A 14,837-nucleotide genomic window follows, 5' to 3' on the forward strand; every position below is an offset into this window, starting at 1 on the left:
AAAGTATGTTCTTATATTTACATAATCAACAAAAGAGAAAAGGTGTTTGATATGAAATCGTATATTGTAGTTGGAGCTGGTATTTTAGGAGCGTCTACTGCTTATCATCTCGCTAAAGCAGGTGCGAATGTTACTATCGTGGATCGTCAACAACTAGGTCAAGCAACTGATGCAGCGGCTGGTATTGTATGTCCATGGCTTTCACAGCGTCGTAATAAAGCGTGGTATAAAATTGCTAAAGGCGGTGCACGTTACTATTCTTCTTTAATTCAGCAATTAGAAGCAGACGGTGAAACGGATACAGGATACAAAAGTGTAGGTGCAATTAGTTTACATACTGATGAGAAAAAGTTAGATAAAATGGAAGAGCGCGCTTATAAACGACGTGAAGATGCACCAGAGATTGGTGAAATCACTCGCTTATCAGCTGAAGAAACGAAAAAATTATTCCCAGCATTATCAGAAGAATATAGTTCTGTTCATATTAGTGGCGCTGCACGAGTAAACGGAAGATCATTACGTAACGCATTAATAAGTGCTGCAAAAAAACATGGTGCAACTTTTATAAAAGGAGATGCAGTATTAGTCCGTGAAGGTAATCATATTACTGGAGTTAATGTAAATGACGAAACAATGGTAGCAGAAAAGGTAATTGTAACCGCAGGCGCATGGGCGAATGAAATATTGAATCCATTAGGTATCAATTTCTTAGTTACATTCCAAAAAGGACAAATTGTTCACCTGCAAACGGAAAATACAGCAACAGAAAATATGCCAGTTGTTATGCCGCCAAACGATCAATACATTTTAACGTTTGACAATGGTCATGTCGTAATTGGTGCTACCCATGAAAACGAAACTGGCTTCGATCATCGTGTAACAGCAGGTGGTTTACATGAAGTATTCCATAAAGCATTAACTGTTGCACCTGGTTTAGATGATGGTACTATGCTTGAAACGAGAGTTGGATTTAGACCATTTACTCCAGGATTCTTACCTGTTATTGGACCACTACCTAACTTTGAAGGTATTCTCGTTGCGAATGGATTAGGTGCTTCAGGTTTAACTGCCGGCCCATATTTAGGATCAGAATTAGCTAAACTAGCACTCGGACAACCAATTGAATTAGATTTAAACGATTATGACGTTGCTGGTGCAATTGAATAACAAAAAAGATTAGGATTCGCTCCTAATCTTTTTTGTTTATATCTAATTTTGTTAGCTAATACTTTAATTCTTTTAATAACCTGTTGTTTAATTCCCATAATGCTGTTTTGTTACTATCCCATTTCAAAAGCATTACTGCTTCCTCAAAGCATAACCATTTATAATTGAAGTGTTCTTTGGATAATGAAATATTTTTTGTAGGAACTTTAACTCCAAAAGAAAATTCTTTTATTACATAAACATCTTCTCCCCAAAGAAATCCTCCAACTACATCCTCTACTGGTAGTGAAGAAACAGAATCTAATTTTATATAGGGATATTCTCTTAAAATACCAGCCTCTTCAAAAGATTCTCGTTTTGCTGATTCAATAGGAGTCTCACCATCTTCTCCACCACCAGCTATTCCTTGCCAATAACCATAATCACTTCGGTTAAAAATAGCATATTGAATAGAATCATCAGTTATTATATAAGGAAATATCAATACTTGATATGGCGCTCTCATTGCATAATCGCCTCCCGAAAATAAACTTTAAATAAATATGATGAATTATTTCTCGTAAAAATGTTTTTTCATAACGGGGGAAAACCTGCTTTTTTCTTGTCGAAATTTGCTTAGCGTGGTTTTTCTCCGAAATGCTGGCGATACCCCAATTTAAAGTTAATTACTATATGGAGTAGGGGTTCTTTTGAATAAAAACACTACTGATAAAATAAAGATTACAGCCTTCAAACTACCCCAATATGGATAAACAGCATGATCTGTTAAACTAGCATATTGAAAGATATTTTCTAAACCGAAAATTCCTATAATGACCGCCAAAAGAAATGCAGCTTTTCCTATAGTCGTATTACGATAGAGGGTAAATAAGTATATTGCACAAATAAGTGGTACGATGATTTGTAGTAAGATTGACATAGAATGTCCCCCTAATTTATATTTTATACTTATATTATATTAAAAATGTAATAAAAAGGAATGTAAGTTAATTGATGCTAAGTAGAAAACAGAATTGTATGAACAGGGATATCACACTTTTACGTCTATAGTTTTGATACTAATTTAACTACTCTCATCATATTCTTCTATTAAAAAGAATAACAAGGAGTGTAAAGTTAATTGACAAAAGTTAAGGTTCGTTTACGGCCCATCGTTCATAACATAAATTTACCAACTGTAATAAAAACAGCAATACTTCCAGGTGAATCGACTGAAAGGCTATTTATCGCAACTCAATTAGGAGAGGTTTTTTACATAGGAGACGGAGCTATAAAGACATTTTTAAATATTCGTCACCGAATTATTAAATTAGGCACATTTGAAGAAGGCGTTTCTAGTAGCGGGTATGATGAACGCGGATTACTAGGACTAGCGTTCCATCCACAATTTAATCATAACGGCTTATTTTACCTTCATTATTCAATGGCTGGAACTCAAGGTCCAGGTGCGCTTCCAGAGCAATTTAAACCGAATCCTTGTGACCCGAAAACAATAAATTTAAAGTGGACAAATAGAGATACTCAATATGATCATATTGATACAGTTGAAGAATGGATTTTACAATCAAAAGGCAAACCTCAAAAACGAAGAACTTTACTTAATATAAAACGGCCATTTTTTAATCATAACGGCGTAAATAGCTTAATCTTTTCACCTGAGACTGGAAAACTTGTTTTTACTAATGGAGATGGTGGTTCTGGCTATGATCCGTTTAATTTAAGCCAGGATGATTTAGAAATAGCGGGTAAAATAATTGAAATCGATGTAAGTAAAAATACGTCCATAAATAATCCTCCAGTAGTTACACGTTTTAATGAACTTCCTCTATCTATTCAAGAAACTCTTACATTAATTGCAAAAGGCGTACGTAATATAACAGGTATTTCATTTCAAAGGTTTTATAATCAATATATCAAATATGCCGGAAATGTCGGACAGGACATTGTAGAGTCTATTTTTTCTTTTGTTCAATACAAACCAATACCAGTTACCGAACTTGTTCAAACATATTTAATGAGAGATACTCTAGATCAATATGGATTTATTAATTTTGGTTGGAGAGGATGGGAAGGAGAATTACCAACTTCTTTTATAAGGCACTGTTCTGAGAATCCTACTTTGGATGAGAGGATAACGGCTTATTATGATGAAACAATAGTAACATCAGTAAATCGTATTCAACCTCTAATTAGTTATTATCATAAAGATTCCAGACCGGATAAGTTTGGAGGAACTTCACTTACAGGAGTTCAACCATATATGGGGACTGCAATCCCAAATTTAACAGGTAGCGTCGTATTTACTGACCTTGCTAAGAAAGAAGAATCTCAGTCTCCAGTAAAGGGTGTGTTAGCTTATTCTAGAGCTGGTACGCATGGTAAACATACTGACTTTCATGTTATTGAAATCAATTATGAGTTTGGTACGCAAGCGGCTTATTATATGAGTTTGGGAACAAATTTAGATCAAACTAGACTATATTTAGGGGTCTATGGTTCTATGAAAGTAACGGATTTTAACAAAGGTACTATTTTTGAAATCGTTCCTTGATATGATAACAACTTTCAGATACATTCTTTATATAATCGTCTATTGTATAATGGTTGATTCCTTTTAGAAGGTAACAAATAAACAATAAGTGTATGAATAAAAATAGAAAGTGATAAATTAGATATCTTTAGGGGGATTTTGATGAATCACTTTAGAAACTATTGGTATCAATCGATGATCGCGTATGATGCGAATTTTGTTCATAAAAGAAAGATGACGCCAGCAAAGAGGTTAGTCATTACAGCGTTACTCGGTTCACTTGCTGCTATTTTTCAATTTTCCGGGAACCTAATCCCTGGTATAGGCTTATTTATTAGTCCTTTTGCGACGCTGCCTATATTTTTCGCTATTTGTTATTCTACTCGCACGGGCATACTTTCTTACATTCTTACTATTCTCCTATTATTTATTATTGAGCCAAGCGAACTAATTGTCTTTCCTTTTACTACAGGTTTATTAGGTATAGTGTTAGGAGTATCCTTTATACAATTCAAGAGAAGGTTTTGGATTGTTTCCTTTTCCGCGTTATGTCTTGTTATTGGAATTATGATTGTTCTTAATGTGTTTCGATTTCCTGTATTAGGTCCTACTGTTCATACAACTTTTGATATAAAAATTATTCTATCAATATTTATTCTGAGCTTTCTATACTGCTGGATCTATGCAGGCATTTGTAGAATAATGTTGAATAGAGTATATAAAGTATGGTCTTAACAATTTCTCATATATTTTTAAAGATTGGAGATTCAAGTCGTGTATAACGTTAAAATTAGAAGATCAAATTCGGATGATGTAGATGAACTGAATATGTTTTTTCGTCTTGTTATTACTCATACATTTAAAAATGAAGGGTTATCACAGTTATTAGATGACATAGAAAATGAAATACATACGAAAAAGCAGTATTTGAAAAATGATTTGGAGAGTAACGGAGAAAGTCGTTACTTTTTATTAGCAATTGATATAAGTAACGATAAAATCATTGGAACAATTGAAATCGGCCCAGCAAGTACATTGATTAATGGTTGTACAGGTGGTGTGTTTAAAGATTTATATGAAATAGGAACTGTATTTGTACTACCTGAATATCAACGAAATGGCATAGGAAATTTATTACTTAATGCAATGTATATTACGTTACTTAGCAGAGGAATAACAGAATACTGTTTAGATAGTGGTTACAAAAAAGCGCAAAGTATATGGACGAAGAAGTTTGGAGAGCCTAGTTATGTACTGAAGGATTATTGGGGAGAATCAAGTGACCATATGATTTGGAAGAAGAGTTTACATGATATACCTATAATATTTGAATTATAAAATGAAATATGCCTCTTAACGTAGCTTTTCTTACATATGTATGCTATTATTTATCTTTATAATAAAAGAGGACGTGAATGAACTTGATTAAAATTAATATTCCTGAAGCTGATGTTTCAATTACTGAACGTAAACAAGTTATTAAAGGAGACGAGCCAATAATTACTCCAATTAATGGATTTATCGATTTCCACTTGTTCCCTAGAGATAAAGGCGGCATTTTTATGTTTTACAATATTAATGACGAACTTCTTTTCGTAGGTAAAGCTCGTAAAATTAGACAACGTATTAAGAAGCATTTTGAAGACAATGTTTCACCAATTAAAAATCACCGTGATGAAGTATACCGCATCGATGCATGTATCGTAGAAGATCCAACAGAAAGAGAAATTTACGAAACTTACATTATTAATGAATATAAAGCAAAATATAACGTTGATAAAGTATTCTATAAATAAGTAATAAAAAAACAATCCTAGCGCATATACTGGGATTGTTTTTTTATTTAAATTTAGTCCTCATATTTTTCTACTTTTTTTAAATGATTAGCAACAATAAAACAGCATACACCTATACATATAAGTACAATTCCAATCGATTTATGTTTTCCCTCAAAAAAAGGAATATCAGAAATAACATTTGTCATACATAACCCTATAAACACAAGGATAGGTCCTGCCCACAGTAATACATTGCCGAATTTCGTATGTTGCCACATAGTAACCCTCCTTACCTCTTTTTACATATATATCCATAAAATAAAAGTAAATTCATAGAGAAATATAGTTTTTTTCATATCGAAAATTTAACCTTCATATATTGGTACAAGCAAACGAGAAAGGGGACCATCATGAATTGGTTAGAAGCTTTTATATTAGGGATCATACAAGGTTTAACAGAGTTTTTACCGATAAGTAGTACGGGTCATCTTTATTTAGGAAGGCATTTGTTTCAATTAGATGAAGCAGGATTGTTTTTAGATACGATGCTACACATTGGAACTTTGCTTGCAGTGTTTATTTATTACAAAAAAGAATTTATATATTTAATTAAAAATCCATTTTCAAAACTAATGCTACTACTTATTGTCGGGACAATACCCGCATTTGTAATCGGATTGTTATTTAAAGACTTTTTTGAGGATATTTCAAAAACAGGTATTACGATTGGTTGGGAGTTTTTAGTGACAGGATTCTTTCTCTACATGGCAGATAAACAAAAGAATGGTCGTAAGAAAATGGACGACATTACATATAAAGACGCATTTATCATCGGTTCATTTCAAGCGGCTGCTATTTTTCCAGCAATTTCTCGTTCTGGTATGACAATCGTCGCTGCATTATGGAGGAAATTAGACCGCGAAACTGCTGCTTACTTTTCTTTTTTATTATCAACTCCAGCCATTGTCGGAGCTATCATTTTGCAATTAGCAGATGTTTTTCAAGAGAAAGCAGAATCTATTTCTAGTACATCTTTAATTGTCGGAACGTTATCAGCAGCGTTTTTCGGTTATATAGCCGTTTCATGGATGATTCAATATTTAAAACGTCACTCCTTAAAAGTATTTGCGTATTACGTATGGGGATTAGGCATTTTAATTTTAACGTTGCAATTTACTCATGTGTTTTAATGTAGTAACTATTCGTTTAGATCCTGTTTCATTCATATAAGGCAGGGTCTTTTTTCATTAAGGGGGAAAATATGTTTAATAAGGCTATCGTTATTGGCGGAAGTATAGCAGGAAAACTCGCAGCAAAAGCATTATCCACTACCTTTAAAGAAGTAATCATTATAGAATCTGGTGAAAGATGGGATGGAAAGTCTTCGAGAAAAAGAGTCCCACAAAGTAATCATCCTCATGTGTTATTAAAAGGTGGAGAAAAAGCGATTGAGGAATTGTTTCCTAATATCACTAATGAATTAATTGAAGCAGGTAGTATCGTAAATAACTTTACTCGTGATATAAAATGGCATCAATTTGGTTTATGGAAACAGCCATTCACAGGAGAAGTACATATGATTCAACAAAGTAGACATTTGCTTGAATGGCATATTCAAAAACGAATACATCTAATTTCAAATATTACAACTCAGTTTGGAACATTGGTTGAAGGGTTATTAGTAGATAGAAAGCTTAACAAAGTATATGGAGTAAAAACTAAATGTTTAGAGACGGGCACACAAGAAGACATTCAAGCAGATATTGTTGTTGATGCAAGCGGATTTGGTTCAAAAAGTATAGCGTGGTTACGTGAATACAATATTGAAGTGCAAGAAGAGAAAGTGCGCATTGATTTGTTTTACACAACTAGAATGTTTAAACTCAATGAAAATGAGAAATTAGACTGCTGTAATATGCTAATGTCTCCAAGTTTCCCTGACAATCCGTATGGTGTTCTTATTCAAACGATTGAGGATAATCGCTACTTTGTTACTTTCAGCGGATATGCAAATGAGAAAGCACCACAAACTGATGAAGATTTTTATAATTTTGCTGAAAACCTATCAATCTCTAATGTTATAGATTTTCTAAATAAAGCAGAAGCCATTTCAGATATCAAAACGTACAAAATTCCTTATCAAGTACGTCGGCGATTTGATTTAGTGAATGATCTACCCGAAAGACTGTTAGTAGTTGGGGATGCACATTGTCGTTTCGATCCTGTTTTCGGGCAAGGTGTTTCAGTTGCTGCTATGGAAGCTCACCAATTGCAGTTACTTTTACAAAGAAGACAAAAACTTGATAAAGCATTTACTCAGCAGTTTTATAAAGAGACCGCTCATATCATACAAACTCCTTGGGAAATGACTACAACGGAAATATCACGTCATCCTCAGCTGAAAAGAGAATTATCGATAAAGCAAAAATTTCAGCTTTGGTATACGAAACAAATATATCAACTATCTGCAACTGATTCTGACGTTTATATTCGATTAGTAAGAGTGATGAATTTAATTCGCAGTCCATTACACCTATTTCATCCGAAAGTACTACTTGCTGTGTTACTGAAGCGAAAGAACTAGAAGGAAAATAGTTGATTAAAAAAGAATATATAACAGTTAGTAGATATAGAAGGAGTAAACGAGATGAAAATATACATAGAACCATTAAAGAAACACGATGCTAAAGATTTATTTACGTTTGAACTTACGAATAAATCTTTTTTTGAAACAATGGTACCAAATCGTGGCTCGCAATATTTCGATTTTGAATATTTTCAAAAACTACTAGGCGATTTATTAATAGAACAAGCGGATGGAGATTCTTATTTTTATTTAATTCGTAATGAAGAAAAAGAAATTGTAGGACGAATAAATTTAGTAGATATAGATACGGAAAACCGAAGCAGTTCGTTAGGGTATCGAGTCGGAGAAAAGTTTACTAAAAAAGGAGTTGCAACAGCAGCTGTAAAGTTAGTTTTAGACGTAGCGAAAAATAATAACATTAATGAGATTCATGCTAAAACAACTTCTAATAATCTCGCATCACAAAGTGTATTAGAAAAAAGCGGGTTTTCTTCTTATCAAGACGAAGCAGATACAAATTCTGTAGAATTAAACGGGGAACAAGTGAAGTTTGTACATTATATATGGAGAAATACTTCGCGCTTATAATAAGGGGGACTTATACATGAATGATTTACGTTATCCAATTGGGCAATTTACATACAAACGTCCTATAACTGAAGAAATGATTGATACATGGATTCAAGAAATTGAAGATTTACCTAATGAACTAGCAAAAGCAATTAAAGATTTAGATCAGAAGCAGTTAGACACACCGTATCGAGTTGGTGGATGGACGGTTCGTCAAGTAGTTCATCACGTTGTTGATAGCCATATGAATAGCTACATACGCTTTAAATTAGCACTAACAGAAAAGAATCCTACTATTAAACCATATAAAGAAGAGAAGTGGGCAGAACTACCTGATTCTAAATTACCAGTAGACGTTTCACTAGTAATGTTAGATTCGTTACATAAAAGATGGGTTAACCTTTTATATTCTCTAGAACCACAAGATCTAGAAAAGACATTTAATCATCCAGAAACTGGTGAAACAAAACTTGCTGTTGCAATTGGACTATATGCATGGCATGGACGTCATCATACAGCTCATATAACTTCATTAAGAAAGCGACTAAATTGGTAACATGGAGATTACATTAGAGAAAGCGACAGAAAATGATGCGAAAGCTTTATTTCAAATGCAATTAGACTCATTTAGTCCTTTATTAAATAAATATAAAGACTATGAAACAAATCCAGCAAATGAATCTATTGAAAAAACTATTTTAAGAATAAATAATCCCCGCAGTAATTTTTATAAGATGATAATAGATTCGGAACTTATTGGAGCGATTTGTATATCCCAAAAAGAAATACCTTATAAATTTTGGATTAGTCCAATGTTCATCCATCCAATCTATCAAGGAAAAGGGATCGCTCAAAAGGTACTTATTTTAATTGAAGAGATGTTTCCAGAAGCACAGAGCTTTGAACTTGCTACGATTTTAGAAGAAGAAAGAAATTGTTTTCTATACGAAAAGATGGGGTATAAAAGAACGGAAGTAATAAAGAAATTAAATGATAAAACTACACTTATTTATTACAAAAAAGAAAGGTAAAGCATTTAAAATACGCTTTACCTTTTTATGTTACTTTAGATTAAATATACAAAAACCATGCATATTCTTCCAAAATAATCGGGTTAGTAATTTCGAAAATGAATAAACATACGAAAAGGCGTTATTTCGTCGTATATGTTACTAACGCTTTTTGAATGCTTAAAACACTATCGTCACCTTTAAATTCCTTCGTAATTGGCGTACTCAAACTAGATACCCAAATTTTAAGCTCAGCATCTAAATCAAAATGCCCAGCTGTTTCAATGCTAAATTGTGTAATACTTTTATAAGGAATAGAATGATACTCTGTTTTTTTACCTGATATTCCTTGTTTATCTACTAAAATAAGACGACGATTTGTAAATACGATTAAATCACGAATTAATTTATAAGCATGTTCAACTTTCTCATCGTCTAACATAATCTTCTCTAAATCACGCTCTACACTTTCTGTACTCGCATTTGATGCATTTCCTAAAATACCGCTAAATAAACCCATAAGAAATTCCTCCTCCATTATTTGTGGAATGTGTTACTTATATTGTACCATGCTATTTACTAAGAAATTATGACATTACTTTAGTAGTTTCTGGTTATTATTGCAATTCGTTTATATAACCTCATCTTAAAATCTTGTGCTAACATGTAAGTAAGAAAAAAGAAGCAGAGGGATATAGCATGAAAAATATAGGTTTAGTATTAGAGGGCGGAGGAATGAAAGGTCTATATACTGCAGGAGTACTCGAATATTTTATGGAAAAGAACTTATTCTTTCCGTATGTAGTTGGCGTATCCGCTGGAGCATGTATGGGCGCAACTTATTTATCACGTCAAAAAGGAAGGAATAAAAAAGTAAATACAGAGCTAGTGTCAGATCACCGATATATATCTTATCGAAATTTGATTAGAAAACGTGAATTATTCGGGATGGACTTTTTATTTGATGAAGTCCCTAATAAAATTGTTCCATTTGATTTTCAAACTTTCCTAAATTCCAATGAGCAATTTGTCATAGGAACGACTGATTGTGATTCAGGAAAAGCAGTTTATTACAATAAAATAGAACATGGAAATGATATTTTAAAAATCATTCGCGCATCAAGTTCTGTACCGTTTATAGCGCCTGCTGTAGAATATGATAATCGAAAATTGTTAGATGGAGGGATTATAGATCCTATACCAGTTTTAAAAGCGCAAAAGGATGGTTATGAAAAGAACGTTGTTATTATGACAAAGTCAGAAGGATATGAGAAGCAGCGTAATAAATTTTCTGGCCTGGCTAAAATTTTATATAGGAAATATCCAAATATCGCAGAATCTTTAGTAGAACACTATCGTTTTTATAATGAGACGATATCTTATATGAATCAAATAGGACAAAAAGATAACTTTTATGTCATTCAACCAAGTGTACAACTTCCTATAAGCGGGATAGAGAGAAATAAAGAAAAACTCGTTAATCTATATAACCTTGGCTATATAGATGCTCAATATCATTATGAAAAATTATTAAGTTGGATAGAGAAATAAAGGGGTGGAAAGTTGCTATTAGGTAAAAAAGTTATTTTTAATGAATTGCAGAAAATGCATAGTCCGCTATATAAGCCATTTCCGAATTGTGACGTTCAAAAAATAAGAAAAGAATATCAAGATATGTTTACAGAAGATGATTACATAAGCGCTGATTTAAATTATTATTGGATGCATACAGCAGGCACTTTAAGTTACGTACTCAATAACAACGAAAAGGAGATTTTGTTGGATCAAATAAAGTGGCTAAGAAAATCATTTTTTGAATGGTTTCCGCAATATTACTTTCTAGAAATAGAAATTGTGAAGTATCCCATTTTGTATAGAGATTTTATGAATTATGAGAAGACCAGGAAGCTATTACTTTATTACCTTACTGAATAAAAGCAAAAACGCACAGGTTACATTACATGTGCGTTTTTTGTTCATAAAATATTCAATATTAACAACTTGTCCATGTAGGTATTTTAATAAAAAAAAAGAAGTACATATAGAACGGTGTAAGGGAGGAGAGAGAAGTTTGTTAGCTGTTAATGTCCAACTCAAATATTTCGAGTAAAATTCGTTTCTTAATGGTATTATCAAATATCAAGAAAACTAATTTAGAAACGAAGAAGGGACAGGTTTAATATGGAAAACGTATCAAATGTAGATAAAGTAGAATCAATTAAATCTTTACAGTCAACAATCCGTAAACTTGAAAACGCCTTATCACAGATGACTGAAAAAGGTACAAATACTACATTAGTGAAAAAACGACTTAATGCTCTTTGTGTAGGGTTAGCAGTGCTAGAAAACGTGTGGAATCAAAAAAGCCACCAGTATAGTCAAGCAGAGTTAGCAGAAGCTAGTAATGTACTTGCTGGTTTACTACCATCAATTGAGAGAGCCTATGATAAGTCTAAAGCTGGTAGTCCGCAAAGAACACTTTTAACAAGAAGAATAAAAGCGTTGGAACTTTCTATTCAAGCAATTGATAAACTTTCTAATAAATAACTCAACTAGATACATAACATCCTAATGCAATTTTTATATAGGCATTCTAATAAAAAGACAGAACTAAAAAGGAGGAAAAGGGGTGACTTCAAAAATTAGTCCTAAGTTAGAGGAGCTTATTATTCAATTAAAAATCGGAAACAAGAAAGCTTTGTATACTTTTTTGCATGAAATAAAGTCAAATAATACGCCACTAATAGAACAATGTCCTATAGATAATCAGTATAAGCTTATAACGTATATATGGTTAGGAGACCGAAAAACTGAAAACGTTTATGTATTCGGTAGTTTTCCTGGCTGGGATCTGTCTGTAAATCAATTAAAAAGGTTGTTACAGACAGATATATGGTATCAAACGTTTAGGACGGATAAGAGTTTTATTTCAACTTATTATTTTTCAGTAAACGATTTTTTCGAAAATGATTGGATAAAGCGTAGTGAACAGTACGAACTAGACCGATTTAATGGAAATACATTTGGAGACGGTGCTAATAAAGCATCTGTGTTAAGTATAGGGATGGAAGTGCAGTATAGCAGTCGTTTCCCTTCAAATCATTATCCATCTGGAAAAATTGAAACACATTCTTTTCATAGTACGATTTTAAATAACACACGTAAAATTCATATTTATACGCCTCATGATTATTTTCACACTTCACATCCTCAAGAACTTCTCATTGTATTTGATGGGAAATCATTTATTAAGAACCTTTCAATCGCAAAAACACTCAATTATTTAATATACGAAAAAGAAATCCCATCTTGTATTGCTGTTGCTATAGAACCCGTTGATCGACTAGAAGAGCTAACTTATAACGATAAAATGAATACATTTTTAACGGAGGAACTACTTCCGTGGATTCAAGCTAGGTATCACGTATATCAAGAAAAGAATCATACAACAATTGCTGGTTTCAGTCTTGGTGGCTTAGCAGCTTTTTATGCAGCGCTTCAAAATCCACATGTTTTCGGAAACGTGTTATCAATGTCTGGATCCGTGCATTGGAAAAAGGATGGTTATGAAAATCAAATTCCTTGGATTGAAATTCAAATTTCATCTATAGATTCCAATACGAGTCAAACTCATTTTTACATAGCAGCAGGAGAACTTGAAAACAAACCTCTTTTAACGGCTAATAGGCGCCTGTATAAAGCTTTAAAAGGAAAGGGATACCAAAATTACTTATGAAGAGTTTCAAGACGGACATGACGGCGTGTGGTGGCGAGAAAAGTTGTTTGATGGATTGAAAGCATTAAAACTAAAAAAAACGACACTATAAAATAAAAAGGAGCGAGAATCTATGAATCAAGAAGAAATAGATAAAAAACTGAAAAAGCAAGAGATTTTAGTAAAAGATGAGAAAGTTTGGTCCTATACGTATGAGGATCATATTAGTTCTATCGTTAAAGAAGCAGAAAAGAAAGGGTCTTTTGATAATTTACTCGGTAAAGGGAAACCTCTTAATCTTGATAAAGACCTTTCGTACAATCCTGAAAAACAACTGTATAGAACTTTAAAGAATAATCATGTTTTACCTAGGTGGATTGAGCTTTCAAAGGAAATTGATGAATTAAAAGAAAAACTAAAAGATAATACAAATACTGCAGAAGCAGCGGATCTAATTCGAACTATTAATAAAAAGGTATTAGAACATAATCTACTTTGTCCACCAAGCGCGCAAAAAACAAGGGTGAAAACGGATTTTTAACAATTTTCAATTAAGCCATCTCTTGCTATATAATTAAGTAAGGTATTATCCATTCATTTTTAAAGGGAGGCAAATGTGATGAAGAATACGTATCAACTTCAAATTCCGAAAGAACTAGAAAAATATCGTAGTATTTTAGAAGAAAGTGTGAAACCGTATGTTAAAGTGTCTGGAACATTAGCAGAAACGACGCTTTTTGAGAGTAAGTTTGGTGGTTATCCGTATTTACCTATAGATCAAGAGCATCCTAAAGATTCAAATGGACAACCTATGATGTTACTTGCGCAGTTAAACTTTGAAGAAATGCCGCATGTTGAATATATGCCTCAAAAGGGAATATTACAGTTTTTCGTAAGTGCTGATGATGAGCTTTATGGAGCAGATTTAGATAATCGAACAAACCAAAAAGACTTTAGAATTATTTATCATTCTACAATTATAGAAGATTTAAATAAGGTTATTACTGATTTTAGTTATTTAAACACTTTAGAATTAGAGGACTTTATCATACCCGAAGCAGCGAAACTAAAGTTTGAATTAGGTTATCAACCCGTAACATCAAGAGATTATCGATTTGAAAAGATTTTTAGCGATAACATTGATTGGGAAGCAATTGTTGATGAAGAAAATAATACAGAATTAGGCGAACTGTATGATGATTTATGTAAAGATCAAGGGCATAAAATTGGTGGTTATCCATTTTTCACACAGACAGATCCAAGGGAATGGGAAGAAAAATACCAGCAACATGACATGTTATTGTTGCAAATTGATACAGATGATTCATTAAATATTATGTGGGGAGATTCTGGTGTTGCTAATTTCTTTATAAAGAAAGACGATTTATTAAATCTAGATTTTTCCAATGTTATTTACAATTGGGATTGTTATTAAAAACATATAACTAAAATACTAGCAAGCTAAAAAATCTTCCTAAAG

General features: G+C 32.6%; 18 protein-coding genes and 2 pseudogenes. 16 read left to right on the forward strand and 4 right to left on the reverse strand.

The window, feature by feature from the left end; all coding sequences use genetic code 11:
- Positions 1 to 51 precede the first annotated feature (51 nt).
- Positions 52 to 1,167, forward strand: coding sequence for an NAD(P)/FAD-dependent oxidoreductase (locus DN394_RS25750; protein ID WP_149294370.1), 1,116 nt, complete (start codon positions 52 to 54; stop codon positions 1,165 to 1,167).
- A gap of 55 nt (positions 1,168 to 1,222) precedes the next feature.
- On the opposite strand, the gene DN394_RS25755 is transcribed toward DN394_RS25750, so the two are convergent.
- Positions 1,223 to 1,672, reverse strand: coding sequence for an NUDIX hydrolase (locus tag DN394_RS25755; RefSeq protein ID WP_046959586.1), 450 nt, complete (start codon positions 1,670 to 1,672; stop codon positions 1,223 to 1,225).
- A gap of 156 nt (positions 1,673 to 1,828) precedes the next feature.
- Entirely contained in the window at positions 1,829 to 2,086 is a 258-nt protein-coding gene (locus DN394_RS25760; RefSeq protein WP_097916956.1) for a hypothetical protein, read from the reverse strand.
- Between the two features lie 201 nt (positions 2,087 to 2,287).
- On the opposite strand from DN394_RS25760, the gene DN394_RS25765 reads away from it, so the two are divergent.
- The 4 genes from DN394_RS25765 to DN394_RS25780 all read left to right on the forward strand — a co-directional run bounded on the left by DN394_RS25765 (position 2,288) and on the right by DN394_RS25780 (position 5,493).
- A complete protein-coding gene (locus DN394_RS25765) occupies positions 2,288 to 3,718 on the forward strand; it encodes a PQQ-dependent sugar dehydrogenase (RefSeq protein WP_098953576.1) in 1,431 nt (476 codons plus the stop codon).
- 141 nt (positions 3,719 to 3,859) lie between these two features.
- Positions 3,860 to 4,432 carry a YybS family protein gene (locus tag DN394_RS25770; protein ID WP_149294371.1) on the forward strand — a complete coding sequence of 191 codons (573 nt, stop codon included), beginning with the start codon at positions 3,860 to 3,862 and terminating at the stop codon, positions 4,430 to 4,432.
- A 39-nt stretch (positions 4,433 to 4,471) separates the two neighbouring features.
- Complete coding sequence (locus tag DN394_RS25775; protein ID WP_097916962.1) at positions 4,472 to 5,035, forward strand: GNAT family N-acetyltransferase; 564 nt, start codon at positions 4,472 to 4,474, stop codon at positions 5,033 to 5,035.
- Between the two features lie 77 nt (positions 5,036 to 5,112).
- Positions 5,113 to 5,493 (forward strand): nucleotide excision repair endonuclease, encoded by a 381-nt coding sequence (locus tag DN394_RS25780; protein WP_001048941.1) that lies wholly within the window; start codon positions 5,113 to 5,115, stop codon positions 5,491 to 5,493.
- A 53-nt stretch (positions 5,494 to 5,546) separates the two neighbouring features.
- Here the strand turns inward: DN394_RS25780 and DN394_RS25785 are convergent, their stop codons facing one another.
- Entirely contained in the window at positions 5,547 to 5,753 is a 207-nt protein-coding gene (locus DN394_RS25785; protein ID WP_046959581.1) for a hypothetical protein, read from the reverse strand.
- Positions 5,754 to 5,885: 132 nt separating this feature from the next.
- Between DN394_RS25785 and DN394_RS25790 the strand changes: the two genes are divergently transcribed.
- The 5 genes and pseudogenes from DN394_RS25790 to DN394_RS25810 all read left to right on the forward strand — a co-directional run.
- Complete coding sequence (locus DN394_RS25790) at positions 5,886 to 6,665, forward strand: undecaprenyl-diphosphate phosphatase (protein ID WP_149294372.1); 780 nt, start codon at positions 5,886 to 5,888, stop codon at positions 6,663 to 6,665.
- Between the two features lie 71 nt (positions 6,666 to 6,736).
- On the forward strand, positions 6,737 to 8,059 hold the full coding sequence (locus DN394_RS25795) for an FAD-dependent oxidoreductase (RefSeq protein ID WP_149294373.1): 1,323 nt from the start codon (positions 6,737 to 6,739) through the stop codon (positions 8,057 to 8,059).
- A 63-nt stretch (positions 8,060 to 8,122) separates the two neighbouring features.
- Positions 8,123 to 8,650 (forward strand): GNAT family N-acetyltransferase, encoded by a 528-nt coding sequence (locus DN394_RS25800; RefSeq protein WP_149294374.1) that lies wholly within the window; start codon positions 8,123 to 8,125, stop codon positions 8,648 to 8,650.
- 16 nt (positions 8,651 to 8,666) lie between these two features.
- Positions 8,667 to 9,188, forward strand: a complete 522-nt coding sequence (locus tag DN394_RS25805; RefSeq protein ID WP_149294375.1) for a YfiT family bacillithiol transferase — start codon at positions 8,667 to 8,669, stop codon at positions 9,186 to 9,188.
- A 1-nt stretch (position 9,189) separates the two neighbouring features.
- Positions 9,190 to 9,663: pseudogene (locus DN394_RS25810) on the forward strand (GNAT family N-acetyltransferase); the annotation flags it as partial.
- A gap of 121 nt (positions 9,664 to 9,784) precedes the next feature.
- Here the strand turns inward: DN394_RS25810 and DN394_RS25815 are convergent.
- Positions 9,785 to 10,162 (reverse strand): PH domain-containing protein, encoded by a 378-nt coding sequence (locus tag DN394_RS25815; protein ID WP_000522465.1) that lies wholly within the window; start codon positions 10,160 to 10,162, stop codon positions 9,785 to 9,787.
- 179 nt (positions 10,163 to 10,341) lie between these two features.
- On the opposite strand from DN394_RS25815, the gene DN394_RS25820 reads away from it, so the two are divergent.
- From DN394_RS25820 to DN394_RS25845, 6 genes and pseudogenes are all read left to right on the forward strand, one after another.
- Positions 10,342 to 11,193 carry a patatin-like phospholipase family protein gene (locus DN394_RS25820; RefSeq protein ID WP_046954047.1) on the forward strand — a complete coding sequence of 284 codons (852 nt, stop codon included), beginning with the start codon at positions 10,342 to 10,344 and terminating at the stop codon, positions 11,191 to 11,193.
- A 12-nt stretch (positions 11,194 to 11,205) separates the two neighbouring features.
- Entirely contained in the window at positions 11,206 to 11,577 is a 372-nt protein-coding gene (locus tag DN394_RS25825) for a YxiJ-like family protein (protein WP_097916968.1), read from the forward strand.
- Positions 11,578 to 11,823: 246 nt separating this feature from the next.
- On the forward strand, positions 11,824 to 12,189 hold the full coding sequence (locus DN394_RS25830; RefSeq protein ID WP_098209057.1) for a hypothetical protein: 366 nt from the start codon (positions 11,824 to 11,826) through the stop codon (positions 12,187 to 12,189).
- 82 nt (positions 12,190 to 12,271) lie between these two features.
- Positions 12,272 to 13,469, forward strand: a pseudogene (locus DN394_RS25835) (alpha/beta hydrolase).
- Positions 13,470 to 13,490: 21 nt separating this feature from the next.
- Positions 13,491 to 13,898, forward strand: a complete 408-nt coding sequence (locus DN394_RS25840) for a DnaJ family domain-containing protein (RefSeq protein ID WP_001070899.1) — start codon at positions 13,491 to 13,493, stop codon at positions 13,896 to 13,898.
- 78 nt (positions 13,899 to 13,976) lie between these two features.
- Positions 13,977 to 14,792, forward strand: coding sequence for a YwqG family protein (locus tag DN394_RS25845; RefSeq protein WP_149294377.1), 816 nt, complete (start codon positions 13,977 to 13,979; stop codon positions 14,790 to 14,792).
- Positions 14,793 to 14,837 lie beyond the last annotated feature (45 nt).

Origin of the sequence: Bacillus sp. BB081, assembly GCF_008368895.1 — a bacterium.
In the GTDB taxonomy this organism is placed as follows: domain Bacteria; phylum Bacillota; class Bacilli; order Bacillales; family Bacillaceae_G; genus Bacillus_A; species Bacillus_A wiedmannii.

What these genes read in the sequence shown, in the direction of transcription:
- DN394_RS25750 (WP_149294370.1), top strand. Translation starts at nt 52, where the DNA reads ATGAAATCGTATATTGTAGTTGGAGCTGGTATTTTAGGAGCGTCTACT.
- DN394_RS25755 (WP_046959586.1), bottom strand. Translation starts at nt 1,672, where the DNA reads ATGAGAGCGCCATATCAAGTATTGATATTTCCTTATATAATAACTGAT.
- DN394_RS25760 (WP_097916956.1), bottom strand. Translation starts at nt 2,086, where the DNA reads ATGTCAATCTTACTACAAATCATCGTACCACTTATTTGTGCAATATAC.
- DN394_RS25770 (WP_149294371.1), top strand. Translation starts at nt 3,860, where the DNA reads ATGAATCACTTTAGAAACTATTGGTATCAATCGATGATCGCGTATGAT.
- DN394_RS25780 (WP_001048941.1), top strand. Translation starts at nt 5,113, where the DNA reads ATGAACTTGATTAAAATTAATATTCCTGAAGCTGATGTTTCAATTACT.
- DN394_RS25785 (WP_046959581.1), bottom strand. Translation starts at nt 5,753, where the DNA reads ATGTGGCAACATACGAAATTCGGCAATGTATTACTGTGGGCAGGACCT.
- DN394_RS25790 (WP_149294372.1), top strand. Translation starts at nt 5,886, where the DNA reads ATGAATTGGTTAGAAGCTTTTATATTAGGGATCATACAAGGTTTAACA.
- DN394_RS25795 (WP_149294373.1), top strand. Translation starts at nt 6,737, where the DNA reads ATGTTTAATAAGGCTATCGTTATTGGCGGAAGTATAGCAGGAAAACTC.
- DN394_RS25800 (WP_149294374.1), top strand. Translation starts at nt 8,123, where the DNA reads ATGAAAATATACATAGAACCATTAAAGAAACACGATGCTAAAGATTTA.
- DN394_RS25805 (WP_149294375.1), top strand. Translation starts at nt 8,667, where the DNA reads ATGAATGATTTACGTTATCCAATTGGGCAATTTACATACAAACGTCCT.
- DN394_RS25815 (WP_000522465.1), bottom strand. Translation starts at nt 10,162, where the DNA reads ATGGGTTTATTTAGCGGTATTTTAGGAAATGCATCAAATGCGAGTACA.
- DN394_RS25820 (WP_046954047.1), top strand. Translation starts at nt 10,342, where the DNA reads ATGAAAAATATAGGTTTAGTATTAGAGGGCGGAGGAATGAAAGGTCTA.
- DN394_RS25830 (WP_098209057.1), top strand. Translation starts at nt 11,824, where the DNA reads ATGGAAAACGTATCAAATGTAGATAAAGTAGAATCAATTAAATCTTTA.
- DN394_RS25840 (WP_001070899.1), top strand. Translation starts at nt 13,491, where the DNA reads ATGAATCAAGAAGAAATAGATAAAAAACTGAAAAAGCAAGAGATTTTA.
- DN394_RS25845 (WP_149294377.1), top strand. Translation starts at nt 13,977, where the DNA reads ATGAAGAATACGTATCAACTTCAAATTCCGAAAGAACTAGAAAAATAT.